Source organism: Rhizobium sp. CNPSo 3670, from assembly GCF_057784555.1.
The window spans coordinates 49849-63763 of record NZ_JBXSOL010000014.1 but is presented as its reverse complement, the minus strand read 5'-3'; the positions used below and the strand labels follow the sequence as shown (position 1 = coordinate 63763).

General features: G+C 63.2%; 15 protein-coding genes. 3 read left to right on the top strand and 12 right to left on the bottom strand.

Going from position 1 to position 13915, the window contains the following annotated elements; translation table 11 throughout:
- Positions 1 to 64 precede the first annotated feature (64 nt).
- The 5 genes from AC13QO_RS16485 to AC13QO_RS16465 form a co-directional block, all read right to left on the bottom strand.
- Positions 65 to 1003 carry an NUDIX hydrolase gene (locus AC13QO_RS16485; protein WP_488541262.1) on the bottom strand — a complete coding sequence of 313 codons (939 nt, stop codon included), beginning with the start codon at positions 1001 to 1003 and terminating at the stop codon, positions 65 to 67.
- Between the two features lie 88 nt (positions 1004 to 1091).
- Positions 1092 to 1907, bottom strand: coding sequence for a 3-methyl-2-oxobutanoate hydroxymethyltransferase (locus AC13QO_RS16480; protein WP_488541261.1), 816 nt, complete (start codon positions 1905 to 1907; stop codon positions 1092 to 1094).
- A gap of 26 nt (positions 1908 to 1933) precedes the next feature.
- The gene (locus tag AC13QO_RS16475; RefSeq protein WP_488541260.1) at positions 1934 to 3160 is read right to left on the bottom strand and encodes an NAD(P)/FAD-dependent oxidoreductase; all 1227 of its coding nucleotides are present in this window, start codon (positions 3158 to 3160) and stop codon (positions 1934 to 1936) included.
- A gap of 11 nt (positions 3161 to 3171) precedes the next feature.
- Positions 3172 to 3486 (bottom strand): MocE family 2Fe-2S type ferredoxin, encoded by a 315-nt coding sequence (locus tag AC13QO_RS16470; protein WP_097598764.1) that lies wholly within the window; start codon positions 3484 to 3486, stop codon positions 3172 to 3174.
- 22 nt (positions 3487 to 3508) lie between these two features.
- Positions 3509 to 4597 carry a fatty acid desaturase family protein gene (locus AC13QO_RS16465; protein ID WP_488541259.1) on the bottom strand — a complete coding sequence of 363 codons (1089 nt, stop codon included), beginning with the start codon at positions 4595 to 4597 and terminating at the stop codon, positions 3509 to 3511.
- 128 nt (positions 4598 to 4725) lie between these two features.
- Between AC13QO_RS16465 and AC13QO_RS16460 the strand changes: the two genes are divergently transcribed.
- Positions 4726 to 5754, top strand: coding sequence for a LacI family DNA-binding transcriptional regulator (locus AC13QO_RS16460; protein ID WP_085781298.1), 1029 nt, complete (start codon positions 4726 to 4728; stop codon positions 5752 to 5754).
- 162 nt (positions 5755 to 5916) lie between these two features.
- Complete coding sequence (locus AC13QO_RS16455; RefSeq protein WP_488541258.1) at positions 5917 to 6729, top strand: TIM barrel protein; 813 nt, start codon at positions 5917 to 5919, stop codon at positions 6727 to 6729.
- A 58-nt stretch (positions 6730 to 6787) separates the two neighbouring features.
- Here AC13QO_RS16455 and cobM read toward each other — a convergent pair whose 3' ends face one another.
- Together cobM and cbiE are read right to left on the bottom strand one after the other, a co-directional pair.
- Positions 6788 to 7546 carry a precorrin-4 C(11)-methyltransferase gene (gene cobM, locus AC13QO_RS16450; RefSeq protein WP_488541257.1) on the bottom strand — a complete coding sequence of 253 codons (759 nt, stop codon included), beginning with the start codon at positions 7544 to 7546 and terminating at the stop codon, positions 6788 to 6790.
- A 4-nt stretch (positions 7547 to 7550) separates the two neighbouring features.
- Positions 7551 to 8783, bottom strand: a complete 1233-nt coding sequence (gene cbiE, locus AC13QO_RS16445; protein WP_488541256.1) for a precorrin-6y C5,15-methyltransferase (decarboxylating) subunit CbiE — start codon at positions 8781 to 8783, stop codon at positions 7551 to 7553.
- On the opposite strand from cbiE, the gene AC13QO_RS16440 reads away from it, so the two are divergent.
- Positions 8782 to 9552, top strand: a complete 771-nt coding sequence (locus AC13QO_RS16440; protein ID WP_085781235.1) for a cobalt-precorrin-6A reductase — start codon at positions 8782 to 8784, stop codon at positions 9550 to 9552. The genes cbiE and AC13QO_RS16440 overlap by 2 nt on opposite strands.
- On the opposite strand, the gene AC13QO_RS16435 is transcribed toward AC13QO_RS16440, so the two are convergent.
- The 5 genes from AC13QO_RS16435 to cobF form a co-directional block, all read right to left on the bottom strand.
- On the bottom strand, positions 9516 to 10280 hold the full coding sequence (locus AC13QO_RS16435; RefSeq protein WP_488541255.1) for a precorrin-3B C(17)-methyltransferase: 765 nt from the start codon (positions 10278 to 10280) through the stop codon (positions 9516 to 9518). The genes AC13QO_RS16440 and AC13QO_RS16435 overlap by 37 nt on opposite strands.
- A complete protein-coding gene (locus AC13QO_RS16430; RefSeq protein WP_488541254.1) occupies positions 10277 to 11008 on the bottom strand; it encodes a precorrin-2 C(20)-methyltransferase in 732 nt (243 codons plus the stop codon). The genes AC13QO_RS16435 and AC13QO_RS16430 overlap by 4 nt, the downstream gene beginning before the upstream one ends.
- Positions 11005 to 11637: a precorrin-8X methylmutase gene (locus AC13QO_RS16425; protein ID WP_285195045.1), complete on the bottom strand. Its 633-nt coding sequence runs from the start codon at positions 11635 to 11637 to the stop codon at positions 11005 to 11007. The genes AC13QO_RS16430 and AC13QO_RS16425 overlap by 4 nt, the downstream gene beginning before the upstream one ends.
- A 2-nt stretch (positions 11638 to 11639) precedes the next feature.
- Positions 11640 to 13019 carry a precorrin-3B synthase gene (gene cobG, locus AC13QO_RS16420; RefSeq protein WP_488541253.1) on the bottom strand — a complete coding sequence of 460 codons (1380 nt, stop codon included), beginning with the start codon at positions 13017 to 13019 and terminating at the stop codon, positions 11640 to 11642.
- Positions 13020 to 13082: 63 nt separating this feature from the next.
- Complete coding sequence (gene cobF, locus AC13QO_RS16415; protein WP_085781240.1) at positions 13083 to 13847, bottom strand: precorrin-6A synthase (deacetylating); 765 nt, start codon at positions 13845 to 13847, stop codon at positions 13083 to 13085.
- Between the last annotated feature and the right edge of the window lie 68 nt (positions 13848 to 13915).

Genomic DNA, 13915 nt, shown 5'->3' with positions numbered 1-13915 from the left:
ACTCCTAATTATGCTCGAGTTGAGCATATCGTGGACAAAGACATATTCTCGCTGTGAGCATATGTCAATTGCGGGAGAGCGGTAATTTCGTTCCTGCGAGCGCCCGTTCTTCGAGCACGGTGTGACGGAAGCGGAAGAGCTTGGCCGGCCGGCCGCCGGTTTCGCTTTCCGTTCGACCGGTTTCCTCGACCAGTTCCTGCTGTTCGATGAGGCGGCGGAAATTCTGCTTGTGCAGCGTCAGTCCGGCCAGCGCCTCGATTGTGCGCTGCAGCCGCAGAAGCGTAAAACTCTCCGGCATCAGTTCGAAGACCACAGGGCGGTATTTGATCTTGGCGCGCAGCCGGGCGATCCCGGTCGCCAGAATGCGGCGGTGATCGGCAAACATCGCTCGCCCAAGATTGGCTTCCACCCCGCATCCGGCTTCGGCCACAAGGCCGGCTTCATACAGCAGTTCGTAGCGCTGCAAGGCCAGATCCTCGTTCCAGCCGCCGCCGTCGAGCCCGAATGTGAAGTCGGCGCGGCGATGGCGATGATCGCGGCGGGCCGGATCGGCATCTGCCCAGGTTTTGAGGCGTGCCACGATCTCGTCCAGCACGGCCGGCCGGCCCTGCCGATGGTCTTCCCAGGGAAAATAGTCGTACCAGCCGTGCCACCCCGGCCGGCCGGCGCCCGCCTGCTCGTTGACGAGGCCGAGATAGCTGATCGAGATCGTCCGCCCGCCAAGAATCTCGTTGTTCCGGTCGCGGTCGGCGAAGGTATAGAGTTGTTCGAGATAACCGACCGGGTGTTCGGTCTGCTCTTGCACCCATTCGCGCAGGCCCGATTGCAGGGTTCGATGGCCCATTTCGAACGGACCTGACGGCAGCGCATTGCCGGAGCGGATGGTCATGACGCGCGGCTCATCCCCCGTCACCGCGACGAGCACTGCAATAAGTTCCGCATGCGCAAAGCCGATCGTCACAGGGGGCCGAATACTCCGTTCCGAATGAATCGAACGGATCATTCCTGCCACAGGCGGCGACGGAAGCCAATGGAACTTTCCCCCTCTCCCCGCTGGGCCCCGCTGGGAAGAAGGGAGTCGCCGGTAAGCGTCAGCGCTTTCCCGTCTCGTTGGTCAACCGGTCGAGGAAAATCTTCAGTTCGGCCTCGTCGATACCGACGCAATGACGCTTTTCCGGATAGGCGCCGGTCCTGACATCCTCGGCGAATTCGGTGAAGGCGGCGATGCGTTCGCGCTGCAGCCTGTCATATTCAGCGGCGAAGTTGCGGTAGACCTTGGCATGGCGCGGATAATGGTCGCGATTGGCGCCGAGCACATCGTCGGCGAAGAGATATTGGGCGTCGCAGCCGCTGCCTGCCCCCATGGAGATCATCAGCATCGAGGTGTTGCTGCTGATGGCGGCGGCGACATCCCCCGGCACGACTTCGATTTCGGCGGCGAAGGCGCCGGCCTCTTCCAGCGCCTTGGTCTGCCGCCAGATCTCGGCCGCACTTGCCGCCGTCTTGCCGACGGCGCGAAAGCCGCCCGTCCAGGTCGCTTTCGAGGGGATCAGCCCGAGATGGCCGCAGACGGGAATGCCCTCGTCGCGCAGGCGCCGAATCGTCTGCAGACTGGCGGCGCAATAGACGGCATCGCCGCCGGCCTTCAGCGCCGCGAATGCGGCGCGCAGATAATCTTCCGCCGAGACATGATCGCCATATTCGAGACCTGGAATGGCAAAGGGCGTGGGGGCGATCTCGCGGAAGACCGGACCGAGCAGCGACGGCGGCACCGAGACAATGTCGATCCCGGCCTTTTCGGCGGCTTCGGCCTCCTCGAGCGAGGTGACGCGCAGCATGGTCAGCTGGCGCTTGCCCCTTTCCGCAAGCAGATCGGCAACGGTTGCACGCTTATGTTTTTTCATCATCAATTCCTTTAAAAATATCGGGAGGCTCAGGCGGCCAGAAGAGATTTCAGCTTGATGTTGCTTGCTGCCAGCGCAGCAGGGTCTGGATGGGCGCCAGCCGCGATCAACATTTCCGCAAGCCTGATGTCACGCGCCACGGCATTGCCCGGTCCGATGCCGCTGGCGGCGATCAACCGGCCATCGAGGTTGAGGTGAAAGAGAATGAACGCGTGTGGGCCGAGGTCGCGACGCAGATGCAGAGCCGCCCCTTCGGAGAGGCCCGCTATCTGCAGCGTCATGTCATATTGATCCGACCAGAACCACGGCACGGATGAAACGGGTTCGCCGAGGCCGAGCATGTTGGCTGCGGCCAGTGTGCCCTGCTCCTGGGCATTGCGCCAGCATTCGAGCCTTACCCGCCGGCCACCATAGACCGGCAGCGGAAATGAGCAGCAGTCGCCGGCGGCAAAAACATCAGGCGCGGAGGTCCGCAGATAAGTGTCGACGGCAATGCCGTTTTCGATTGCAAGCCCCGCCCTTTCGGCGATGTCGACATTAGGCCGCGCGCCGATGCCGACGAGGGCGAGATCGGCCTCTACCACCTCGCCGGTCGATAGTTTGACGACGGCCTTCCCGCTTTCCTCGGTCAATGTCTCGATCGAGACGCCGCAGCGGATATCGACACCTTCGGCCCGGTGGCGTTCGGTGAGCAGATGGGCGATCTCTTCCGGCACGCCGCGTTTCAGCACCCGCTCCAGCCCCTCGATAACGGTGACGTCGGCGCCAAGCAAGCGCGCCGTCGCGGCAAGTTCCAGCCCGATGAAGCCGCCGCCAATAATGGCGATATGCCGCCCCGGCTTCATGGCTTCGCGCAGGGCGGCCGCATCATCGTGGGTGCGAAGCGAACGAATATGCGGATTGCCTTCCGGGGCGCCGGGAAACGATCGGGCGGCCGCGCCCGTCGTCAGCAGAAGCTTGTCGTAGGAGAGCGTGGTGCCATCCGCAAGCATGACCGTCCGGGAGGCAGGATCAAAATCCCTGGCCTCAATGCCGGTCAGTAGCCGGATGGCGCTTTCGGCGTATTTTTCCGCAGCTGCGATGAATTTCGGATCGCCGGCATCGGCAGCAGACGCCTTGGAAAGGGGCGGCCGCTCATAGGGGTGAAGGGGTTCGGCGCCAACGAGCGTTATCTCGCCGGCAAAACCTTTTTCCCGCAGAGCGAAAGCGGCGCGGGCACCGCATTCGCCCGCACCGAGGATGACGAAATGAGCCACATCAGCCTCCCTCAGACCGAAATGAAGACGGAGCCGCCTTCGACCTTTACGGGATAGGTCCTGAGATTGACGCAGACCGGCGCACCCTTGGCCTCGCCCGTCTTGTAATTGAAGCGGCCGTTATGTTTCGGGCATTCGATGATTTCATCCATGACAAGCCCGTCGGCGAGATGGATATGTTCGTGTGTGCAGAGCCCGTCGGTGGCGAAGAATTCGTCGTCGGGGCTGCGGTAGACCGCGAAGGTGCGCCCGCCATGATCGAAGCGGATGACATCCTCTTCGTCGATCTCGTCCTTGCCGCAAACTTCGATCCAGTTTCCGCTCATCTTTCATTTTCCTCGATTGTGATTATTGCGCCGCCGGGGCGAGTTCGTTGTGGAATTCCTCGCGGTAGGGCCGCGCGGTGGCCGGCAGTTCCCGCCTCAAGAAATAATCCTCGTTGCGCAACTGGCGCAGGAAAGCCGGAATCATCTCGCGGTAGCCCGACCAGATGGATCGGTTCGGCGCCGGCAGATCGTGCTTGATCATTGCGTGCAGCCGGGGCAGCGCGTGATAGGGCACCATCGGGAACATGTGATGTTCGACGTGGTAGTTCATGTTCCAATAAATGAAACGGCTGATGGGGTTCATATAGACCGTGCGGCTGTTCAGCCGGTGATCGATGACGTTGTCAGCTAGGCCGCCATGCTGCAGGAGCCCGGTCAGCACGTGGTGCCAGGCGCCGTAGAGGCGCGGCAGGCCGATCAGCATCAGCGGCAGGATCGAGCCGGTGGCGACCGCGACGGCGATCGTCGCCAGATAGACGGCCAGCCAGATACGGGCGAAGCGGATCGCCTTCGGCTGCTCCATCTCCGGAATGAAGGTCTTTTCCGCCGCGCTGATGACGCCGAAGGCGTTGCGCAGCATATCGACCATCGCATGCCAGACATCGAGGATGCCGAAGAAATTAAGAACCAGCCGGAAGAGATCCGGCGGCCGCATGACGGCGATTTCCGGATCGCGGCCGACGATGACCGTATCGGTGTGGTGGCGCGTATGGCTCCAGCGCCAGGTCACCGGATTGCGCATGATCATGAAGCAGGCGATCTGGTAGACGGCATCGTTCATCCAGCGCGTTTTGAAGGCGGTGCCATGGCCGCATTCGTGCCAGCGGCTGTCGGAGGCTGAGCCATAGAGCACGCCATAGGCGAGAAAGAAGGGCAGCGCGATCCAGGAACCCCAAAAATAGATGCCGAGACCGGCAAAGACGACCATGCTGCCGAGCCAGATGGCGGTGTCACGGATCGCCGGCGCATCGGAGCGCTGCATCAGCGCCTTCATCTCCTTGCGCGGAATCTCCGTGTGATACCATTCGGCAGCCGCCAATCCCGTCTCCACCGCGGTGCGACTGCTTTCCCCGAGCAGGTCGTAGTCACGCTTCTTTGTCTGGCTCGCCATTATCCGCCTCCTATACTGTTGCCGAGAGATTAGGTTGACTTTGGGCGACGCTCAATGCAGGCTTGATGTAATCTATCAAAAGCCATCATGAATGGCTCGCATCCATGAGCGAATACATCAGGGACCCCATGCGCCGCCCCACCATCTCCGATCTCGCCCGCGCCTCCGGCGTCAGCGTCGCCACCGTCGACCGCGTTCTCAACGCCCGTCATCGTGTGCGGGAGGAAACGGCGCGGCGGGTCTATGATGCGGCGCAGGAGATCGGCTATCACGCCGTCGGCCTCATCCGGCAGCGCGTCTTCGAAGATCTGCCGCAATACAAGCTCGCCTTCCTGTTGCAGAAGCCGACGCAGGCCTTCTATCAGACCTTCGCCCGCGAAATCGAAACAGCGGCGCGCGCCGTCACCACCGCCCGTCTCCAAATCCAGATCGAATACCCGTCTGCGACGACCCCTGCCGCCATCAATGAGAAGATCAAATCGCTCGGCGCCCGCAATCAGGCCGTAGCCGTCGTCGGCCCGGACTATCCCGCGGTGACCACCGCGGTGGAGGAATTGAAGGAGCGCGGCATCCCCGTCTTCTCGCTGCTCTCCGATCTCGCCACTGGCGTGCGCGACGCCTATGTCGGCGTCAACAACCGCAAGGTGGGACGCACCGCCGCGTGGATGATTGCGCGCACCGCGCACAGGCCAGGCAAGGTCGCCTGTTTTGTCGGCAGTCACCGCTTCCACGGCCATGAACTGCGGGAGATCGGTTTCCGCTCCTATTTCCGGGAGAACGCGCCGGAATTCGATGTCGTCGAAACATTGATCAACCTCGAGACCGCCGAAATCACCCATGAGGCAACGCTGACGCTGCTGCAGAAACATCCCGACCTCGTCGGCCTTTATGTCTGCGGCGGCGGCATGGAGGGGGCAATTTCGGCGTTCCGTGAAGAAGGTGTCGGCGGCCGGATCGTGCTTGTCGTCAATGAATTGACGCCGGAGAGCAAGGCCGGTCTCGCCGACGACATCGTCACCATGGTGGTCGCCACGCCCCTGCCCGCGCTCTGCAAGGAGCTTTTATCGCTGATGCTCGGCGCGATAGAGCATGGTGAGGCCGCCGTTCCCGGCCAATCCTTCCTGCCTTTCGACATCTACATTTCCGAGAATATCTAGGGAATGATGGAATTCTCTCATCTCGGCTGAAATTCTTTCAGCAATGAGGGCGAGCGCCGGCGATGACGGATGGTTTGCCCGGTAAATTCGGATAGAGATTCGCTCGCCCATTCACGAATACCGCTCCGCTTATGTCGCGGAGATGAGGAGGAGATATCCGTCATGACTTCGATCCGTTTTGCGCTGAACCATATGGCTGCGCCGTCCCTCGCAATCGATGATTTCTTCGCGCTGGCAAAGTTGCTCGGCATCGACTCGGTCGAGATCCGCAACGACCTTTCCGGCAATGCCATTCTCGACGGCACCAAGCCCGAAGCGATCAGAGAGGCCGCCGCCCGCCACGGCCTGACGATCATTTCGATCAACGCCCTGCAGCGCTTCAACGAATGGAATGAAACGCGCGCCAGGGAAGCGCAGGAATTGATCGACTATGCCAGCGCATCGGGCGCCAAGGCGCTCGTCCTCGTTCCGAAGAACGACGGCACAGGCTGCGCGGACGGCGAACGGCAGGCCAATCTGCGTGAGGCGTTGTCCGCACTGAAGCCGATGCTGGATAAGGCCGGCATTATCGGCCTCGTCGAGCCGCTCGGTTTCGAGATCTGCTCGCTGCGCTCAAAGACAGAGGCGGCCGAGGCGATCAAGGAGCTCGGCGCCCAATCGACCTTCAAGCTCGTTCACGACACCTTCCACCATCACCTTGCCGGCGAATCCGCGACCTTCCCCGAACTGGCCGGCCTCGTGCATATTTCCGGCGTCAGCGATCCCTCGGTTTCCATTGCCGATATGCGTGACTCCCATCGCGTGCTCGTGAACGGCGACGACCGACTCGACAATGCCGGGCAGATCAAGGCGCTGCTGCAGGCGGGCTATAAGGGTCCGTTCTCCTTCGAACCCTTTGCTGCGGAAGTTCATGCGGTCAAGGACCCGGCCGCTGCGCTGCGCGCCAGCATGGATTATCTGACCACGCGGGTCTGAAGCCCGATGCACGCTTCTCTTCACGATCGGCCGCCGGCGAGCGGTCGATCGTAACCCACTATTCCCGGCTTCGGAATCGACGCTGATAGGCCGGATCATAGAGCGAGCTCTCGCGAAAATCTTCCGCCTCGAGCGACGGTCCGACGAAGATGATCGCCGTGCGTTCGATCGGTTCGGCCGCAACCTTTGCTTCGATATCGGACAGCGTACCGCGCAGGATGCGCTCGTCCGCCCATGAGGCCTTGACGACGATGACGACCGGGCAATCGGCGCCGTAGAGGGGTGTCAGTTCCTCCACGACCTGCTTCAGCGCATGGATTGCCAGATGGATCGCGAGTGTGGCGCCCGTCGCGCCGAATTTCGCCAGCGTCTCGTCGTTCGGCATCGGCGAGGCGCGGCCGGAAACGCGGGTGAGCACCAGGCTTTGGGCGACGGCCGGGATCGTCAGTTCTCGTCCGAGTGCCGCGGCCGCGGCCGCAAAGGCCGGAACGCCCGGTGTCATCGTATAGGCGATTCCGTGCTTCTGCAGCCGGCGCACCTGTTCGGCGACCGCGCTCCAGACGGAGAGGTCGCCGGAGTGCAGCCGGGCGACATCCTGGCACGCGGCGGCAGCGCAGAGATATTCCGCCTCGATCTCATCGAGCGACATCGGGGCAGTATCGATAATGCGCGCCCCAGGAGGGCAATATTGCAGCAGTTCCGGCGAGACGATCGAGCCGGCATAGAGGCAGACCGGGCAGCGGGCCACGAGATCGCGGCCACGCACTGTGATCAGATCCGCGGCGCCCGGCCCCGCTCCAATGAAATGCACCGTCATCCCGCTATCCTTTCGTCCAGCGCCATTGCGTCACCGGCATCGCCGGCCGCCAGCCGCTCATGCTGCCGAGCGGCGCAGCGCGCGATATTTCGATCCGCGTGAGGGAGCCGCCGCGTTTGCCATGTTCGCAGATCAACGCCGCCTCCATGTCAAGCGTCACGCCATTGGCGACGAGCCGCCCTCCCCGCTTCAGCGCAGTGATGGCAGTGTCGATGACATCAGGTACGCTGCCGCCGCCGCCGAGGAAGATCGCATCCGGTTCCGGCAGGCCTCTCAGCGCATCGGGAGCTGAACCCTCGACAACGGCCAGATGCGGCACGCCGAGGGCAGTTGCGTTGCGGGCAATCCGCGCCGCCCGCTCCGGCGATTGCTCGACGGCGATCGTCTTCAGCGATGGATCGGCCAGCATCCATTCGATGCCGATCGATCCCGAGCCGGCGCCGATATCCCAGAGCAGTTCGCCGTGACGTGGCGCAAGCGCCGAAAGCGTCATCGCCCGGATTTCCCGTTTGGTGATCTGACCGTCATGCTTGAACAAATCGTCCTCGAGACCTGCGGCAAAAGGCAGGATGCGAGCCCCCTTCCCTGCCGTAACCTCGAGCGCGCAGACGTTCAGGGGATCGATGTCAGTGAGATCGAAATCCGATGCCACGGCGTGTCTCTGTCGTTCCCGCGCACCGCCCAACGCTTCGAGTACGGTAAGTCTCGACTGACCGAAGCCGATGGCGACAAGCAAGGCAGCAAGTTCGCCGGGACCATTTTCATCAGAGGTCAGAGCAATGATGCGCCGCCCGGGGTGCAGATGCGGTCGGACAAGGTCGAGCGGGCGTCCATGCAGCGAGATCGTCGTCACGTCCTGCTGCGGCCAGCCGAGCCGGGAGGCGGCAAGGCTGAAGGCCGAAGGCGCGGGAATGACGCGCATCTCTTCCGCCGCGACACGGCGGCAGAGGGTTGCGCCGACTCCATAGAGAAACGGATCGCCGGAGGCGAGCACGACGACAGGCGTGCCGCGCCGTTCAAGGACGGCATCGACCGAGCGCTCGAACGGGCTCTGCCAGGCAAGTTTTTCGCCCGATATCAGCGATGCGGCAAGGGCGTGGTGCCGCGTTCCGCCGAACACCGCCGGTGCGGTGGCGATCAGCCTCTTCGCCTCCTCGCCCAGCCCTGCTGGACCATCTTCGCCGATGCCGATAATAGTCAGCCAGCGCTTGCTGCAAGTGGGAAAGACATCAGACATGGGAAGACTTCGCATCCTGATTCTCGGCGGCACGAGCGAAGCGCGCCTGCTCGCCGAAGCGCTCGCGGCGCGTGATGATTGCGATATTCTGCTGTCGCTGGCAGGACGTACCGAGAAACCGGCCGAGCAGCCTGTTCCGGTCCGTATTGGTGGTTTCGGCGGTGCCATGGCGCTGGCCGACTTTTTGAAAGCCGGCGGCTACGGGCTGCTTATCGACGCCACGCACCCTTTCGCCGAACGAATTTCCGAAAATGCCGCCATCGCGGCCGCGGCCTCCCCTCTCGCTGCGATCGCTCTGCGTCGTCCGGAATGGCAACGCTTGCCGGGCGATCGCTGGCGGGAAGTGCAGAGCATCCCGGCGGCCATCGAGGCGCTCGGCCAATCTCCCCGCCATGTCTTCCTGGCGACGGGCCGGCAGGGCGCTCACCACGCAGAAGTGGCGCCGCAACATCAATATCTCATCCGCAGCGTCGACCCCGTCGAACGGCCGCTTAGGCTTGCGAATGCCGAATACATCCTCGATCGCGGCCCCTTCACGCTGGAAAGCGAATGCACTTTGCTGAGGCAGCATCATATCGACGTCGTCATTGCCAAGAACAGCGGCGGCACCGCCACCTATGCGAAGATCGAGGCGGCGCGCCTGCTCGGCATCGAGGTGATGATGGTGGCGCGCGCGCCGTCGCCAATCATCACATGGGTCGAAACCGTCGAGGCGGCGCTTGCGGCGGTCGATCACCTCTTTCCTCCCGCCATGAAACGCGGCGTGTAGACCAGGTCGGGCTTGCCGGAACGCGCGACGATTCGCGTTTCGGCGGAGCCGATGATGATGCAGGTCGCCATATCGGCGATCGATGCATCCGCTTGCGATAGCGGCTGCACCGCGATGTGCTCGTTTGCCCGCCCGGCCGCGCGCCCGAAAATCACCGGGGTTGTTGCCGGCAGATGGTCGCGCAGCAGCTTGAAAGCCTCGCCGAGTTGCCACGGCCGCGCCCGGCTGATCGGATTATAGAGCGCGATGACGAAGCCCGCCTTTGCCGCCAGTTCAAGCCGAGTTTCGATGATATTCCAAGGCTTTAGGTTATCTGATAGCGATATTGCGCAGAAATCGTGCCCAAGCGGCGCCCCGGCTCTTGCTGCCACCGCCAGCATCGCCGTGACGCCGGGAAGCACGGTAAGATCGACGGCGCGCCACGCCGCCGGCCCGTTCTCGATTGCCTCGCAGACGGCAGCGGCCATGGCGAAGACACCGGGATCGCCGCCGGAGACGATGCAGACGTTAGCGCCATCCGCTGCCATGGAAAGCGCCGCCTCTGCCCTGTCGAGCTCCTCGCGATTGTCCGACGCATGCCGCAGCTGATCGGAGCGGAGCTGCAGCCGTTCGAGATAAGGTCCGTAGCCGAAGAAATCCGTCGCCGCATCGACGGCGGCCAGCGCTTCCGGCGTCATCTGCTCGGGATTACCGGGACCGGTGCCGATGACGAAAAGCCTGCCACTCATCGGCTGCCCTCCCAGCCCGGCACCAGCACGAGCGACAAATAGGGCGCATCGCCGTCGCTCCTGTCGGCAAGCTTTTCCATCGCCGCGTTCGCCATGGTGCCGCGCTCGACATAGAGGGCGTCCGCAAGCCGGCCGGCTGCCGAAAGCGCCCGGCGGATTTTCGGCAGATTGCGGCCGACCTTCATGATGACGGCAGCTTGGGTATCGACAAGGCGCCGCGTCAGTTCGCCTTCGGCCATCGTCCCGGGCAGTACGGAAAGCACGTCGTCGCCCTGGACGATCGGCATGCCGGCCAGCGACCAGCAGCCCGACATGGCGCTGATGCCGGGGATCACTTCAGTGGGGTAGTGCGTGGAAAGCCTGACGTGCAGGTGCATATAGGAGCCGTAGAAGAGCGGGTCGCCTTCGCTGAGAACGGCGACGGTCCGCCCGGCGTCGAGATGCCCGGCAATGTCTCTTGCAGATCGGTCGTAGAACTCGGTGATCAGGCTCTGATAGCGTTCGTCATTCTTGTCGATCTCGGTGGTGACGGGATAGTAGAGCGGCAGCAGAGTGACCCAAGGTTTCAGCAGCGGCTCAACGATCGCCTTGCCGTTACCGCCCCTGCCCTGCTTGGCAAAGTAAGCGATGACATCCGCGCGTTCGATGGCGCGCACGGCCTTGAGGGTCAGAAGCTCGGGATCGCCGGGACCCGTGCCGACGCCGATGAGACGGCCTGGTGTCGTCATAGGCCCGGCCTTGCCAGCGCATTGATGGCGGCAGCCGTCATGGCGCTGCCGCCGAGCCGGCCTCGCACGATGGCGAAGGGAACGCCATAGGAATTTTCTGCCAGCGCATCCTTCGATTCGGCTGCGCCGACGAACCCGACGGGCATGCCGAGGATCGCCGCGGGTTTCGGCGCGCCGTCGCGCAGGAGTTCGAGCAGATGAAAGAGCGCGGTCGGGGCGTTACCGATCGCGACGATGCTCCCGCCGAGCCGATCGAGCCAGAGATGCATGGCGGCGGCCGAGCGTGTATTGCCGATCTCGCGTGCGAGCTCCGGCGTTGCGGGATCGCGCAACGTGCAGACCACCTCGTTCAGCGCCGGCAGCCGCGCCCGCGTGACGCCATGCGACACCATTTCCGCATCGCAGAAGATCGGCGCGCCGGCCTTCAGCGCATCGCGTGCGGTGCTGACGAAATCGGTGGAAAAGAGGAAATTCTTCGCCGCTTCCACCAGGCCGCAAGCATGAATCATGCGAACGGCAATTTCAGCCTCGTCTTCGGTGAAAAGCGAAAGATCGGCCTCGGCGCGGATGATCGCAAAGGAACGCTCGTAGATCGCGTCGCCGCTGCGGATGTAATCGTAGTCTGGCATTCTTATTCCTGTCGCGGCGCCTTCGAAACGCCGATTGCGCCAAGCCGTGTAAGGCAGGCGGCGGCCGATTCGCCAGCGTTCCTGTTGTCTTCGATGAACCGGGCGAGCCTCTCTATAGCGAAATCGATCCGACTGCCAGCGATCCGTTCATCCGGCAGATCTGAAGCAAGCCCGTTGAGAATGAGACCGAAACCATCCGCCGATCCGGTCAGCGTCAGCGCCGGCCCGGCATGGGCGCAGCCTTTCGAACAGCCGGAGAGATGGAACGTCAGAGATCCGTCGAAGAGAACGGGTGCTGCGGTAATGAGGCGGTGCGCCAGGGCTCTCGTCTCGTAAAAAGCGGAGCCGCAGGCGCCGGCGCCGGCGCAGGCCGCGACATATTCGCTTTTCTCGCCGGGTTGCACGGTGAAGCCATGTTTGCTCGAAGTTATCTGCAGAGCAGGCGCGGCCCCTGCCGGAAAGCCGGTGAAGAAGAAGCCGCGGCCGGGCGCAAGTCGGATAGCTGTTGCGCCGTGAGCTGTTGCGTCGTCGAGCAGGGCGGTCAAATCGGGGGCCCGCATCTGGCCGAATTCCGGCCGCACACCAAGCACGTGTTTTCCGTCCTTCAGCCGGTGCAAGCCGGAAAGCGGCGTCTGTTTTTGATGTGACGGAAGAAATCGGATGATGTCCATAGCGGGAAAGCGCGCTCGCAGAAGGGCCGGATCGATATCCCTCGCTCGCAGGCACTGCCTGACCGCCAGCAGATCGAAAATTTCGCCAACGGCCGATATCGCCGCTTCTGCTGCACCCTTCGCCACAGGCGTTGCCGTCTCGTCATCGCCGTTGATCGCTACGAGCCATTGTGCGCCGGGCTGTGCGACGATACGGATATCGGCCGAGAGCGCCGACAAACCGAACGCTCCGCCGCCGTCGATAATGAGGGAGAGTTTTGGCGCGAGCCGCGGCGAGGCGAGCAGCTGTGCGAGCTTGCTGCGCAAGGTCTTTTCCAGTGCTGCTGGATCGCCTGTCTCCTCAGGATCGATACCGTGCAGTGGCGATATTTCGATTGCCGGCCCGTCCGGCACGGCGATCCCGGCGGCATCGATATCGGCGGCGAGCCGCTTGACGGTTTCAGCCCGCAGTCCGCGGATCTGCAGGTTGCCGCGGGCGGTGATTTCCAAGATGCCGTTTCCATGCTCTGCAGCCGAGCGGGCAAGCGCTGAGAATTGCGCTAGCGTCAAGGCGCCACCGGCCGGACGCAACCTTACGAGCAAACCATCGCCGGTCGGCATCGGTGCGGCAAGGGCCGGGCAGGCGCCGCGCGGGCGTGGCTTCGCCGTCGGCCGATCATCGAGATCCGCCTCGCCTGTCCTGTCGATTGCCTTGGCGGCCTTCGTGCCCATTCTCAATCCTCTGATCATCTCTTACATGATCGCGGCCGGTGCGGCAAAACATGACGGCGCCGGCTATTCCTCGAAGTCGCGTCCCTTACGCAGCAGATATATGTCCATGATCCAGCCGTGCCGCTGTCTCGCCTCGGAACGCAGCGCCTGAATATCGGCGGCGATGTCTGCGAGCCGTCCCGACCGGATGATCTCGTCCCCGGTGCCGAGATAGGCGCCCCAGAAGATCTCTGCGTCTGGATCGTCGATCTTCGTAAAGGCCTGTTCGCCATCGAGCATGACGACCGTTGAAGCAGCCTGGAGCCCGTCGCGCGCTAGCCTGCGCCCGGTGGTGATCTCAACCGGCTTGCCGACGAGGTTGAGCGGGATTTTGTGGCTGGCCGCCAGGGCCTGGATGCTGGTGATGCCGGGAACGACGCTGAAGTCGAAATCCAGGCCGGCGGCCTGCCGCACGCGTTCGATGATGCGGATCGTGCTGTCGTAGAGGCTGGGATCACCCCAGACGAGAAAGGCGCCGCTGCCTTCATCGGGGAGGCTGGAGATCAGCTGTAGATAGATGCGGGCGATTTCGCCATGCCATGCGTCGACGCTTTCCGCATAGGTTCTCTCTGCTGTCTGCCGTTGCGGCACCTCGAATTCCGATATCCTGACGCCTGGCCGGGTGATGTAGCGCTCGCAGATGTCACGCCGAACCGCGGCGAGCTCTTCCTTGCCTGCGCCCTTGACCGGTAGGAAGATCGCATCGGCGGCATTCATCGCCTTGATCGCTTGCATGGTGAGATGCTCCGGGTTGCCCGTGCCGATGCCGATGATAAGGATGTGCCTCAAGCCGATACTCCCGTGGTTCCTGGCGGTCTTGCCGAAAAAGCCGGCTCGCTGCAAGGGCAGAGCAGCGA

What these genes read in the sequence shown, in the direction of transcription:
- AC13QO_RS16485 (WP_488541262.1), bottom strand. Translation starts at nt 1,003, where the DNA reads ATGATCCGTTCGATTCATTCGGAACGGAGTATTCGGCCCCCTGTGACG.
- AC13QO_RS16480 (WP_488541261.1), bottom strand. Translation starts at nt 1,907, where the DNA reads ATGATGAAAAAACATAAGCGTGCAACCGTTGCCGATCTGCTTGCGGAA.
- AC13QO_RS16470 (WP_097598764.1), bottom strand. Translation starts at nt 3,486, where the DNA reads ATGAGCGGAAACTGGATCGAAGTTTGCGGCAAGGACGAGATCGACGAA.
- AC13QO_RS16465 (WP_488541259.1), bottom strand. Translation starts at nt 4,597, where the DNA reads ATGGCGAGCCAGACAAAGAAGCGTGACTACGACCTGCTCGGGGAAAGC.
- AC13QO_RS16460 (WP_085781298.1), top strand. Translation starts at nt 4,726, where the DNA reads ATGCGCCGCCCCACCATCTCCGATCTCGCCCGCGCCTCCGGCGTCAGC.
- AC13QO_RS16455 (WP_488541258.1), top strand. Translation starts at nt 5,917, where the DNA reads ATGACTTCGATCCGTTTTGCGCTGAACCATATGGCTGCGCCGTCCCTC.
- cobM (WP_488541257.1), bottom strand. Translation starts at nt 7,546, where the DNA reads ATGACGGTGCATTTCATTGGAGCGGGGCCGGGCGCCGCGGATCTGATC.
- AC13QO_RS16440 (WP_085781235.1), top strand. Translation starts at nt 8,782, where the DNA reads ATGGGAAGACTTCGCATCCTGATTCTCGGCGGCACGAGCGAAGCGCGC.
- cbiE (WP_488541256.1), bottom strand. Translation starts at nt 8,783, where the DNA reads ATGTCTGATGTCTTTCCCACTTGCAGCAAGCGCTGGCTGACTATTATC.
- AC13QO_RS16435 (WP_488541255.1), bottom strand. Translation starts at nt 10,280, where the DNA reads ATGAGTGGCAGGCTTTTCGTCATCGGCACCGGTCCCGGTAATCCCGAG.
- AC13QO_RS16430 (WP_488541254.1), bottom strand. Translation starts at nt 11,008, where the DNA reads ATGACGACACCAGGCCGTCTCATCGGCGTCGGCACGGGTCCCGGCGAT.
- AC13QO_RS16425 (WP_285195045.1), bottom strand. Translation starts at nt 11,637, where the DNA reads ATGCCAGACTACGATTACATCCGCAGCGGCGACGCGATCTACGAGCGT.
- cobG (WP_488541253.1), bottom strand. Translation starts at nt 13,019, where the DNA reads ATGGGCACGAAGGCCGCCAAGGCAATCGACAGGACAGGCGAGGCGGAT.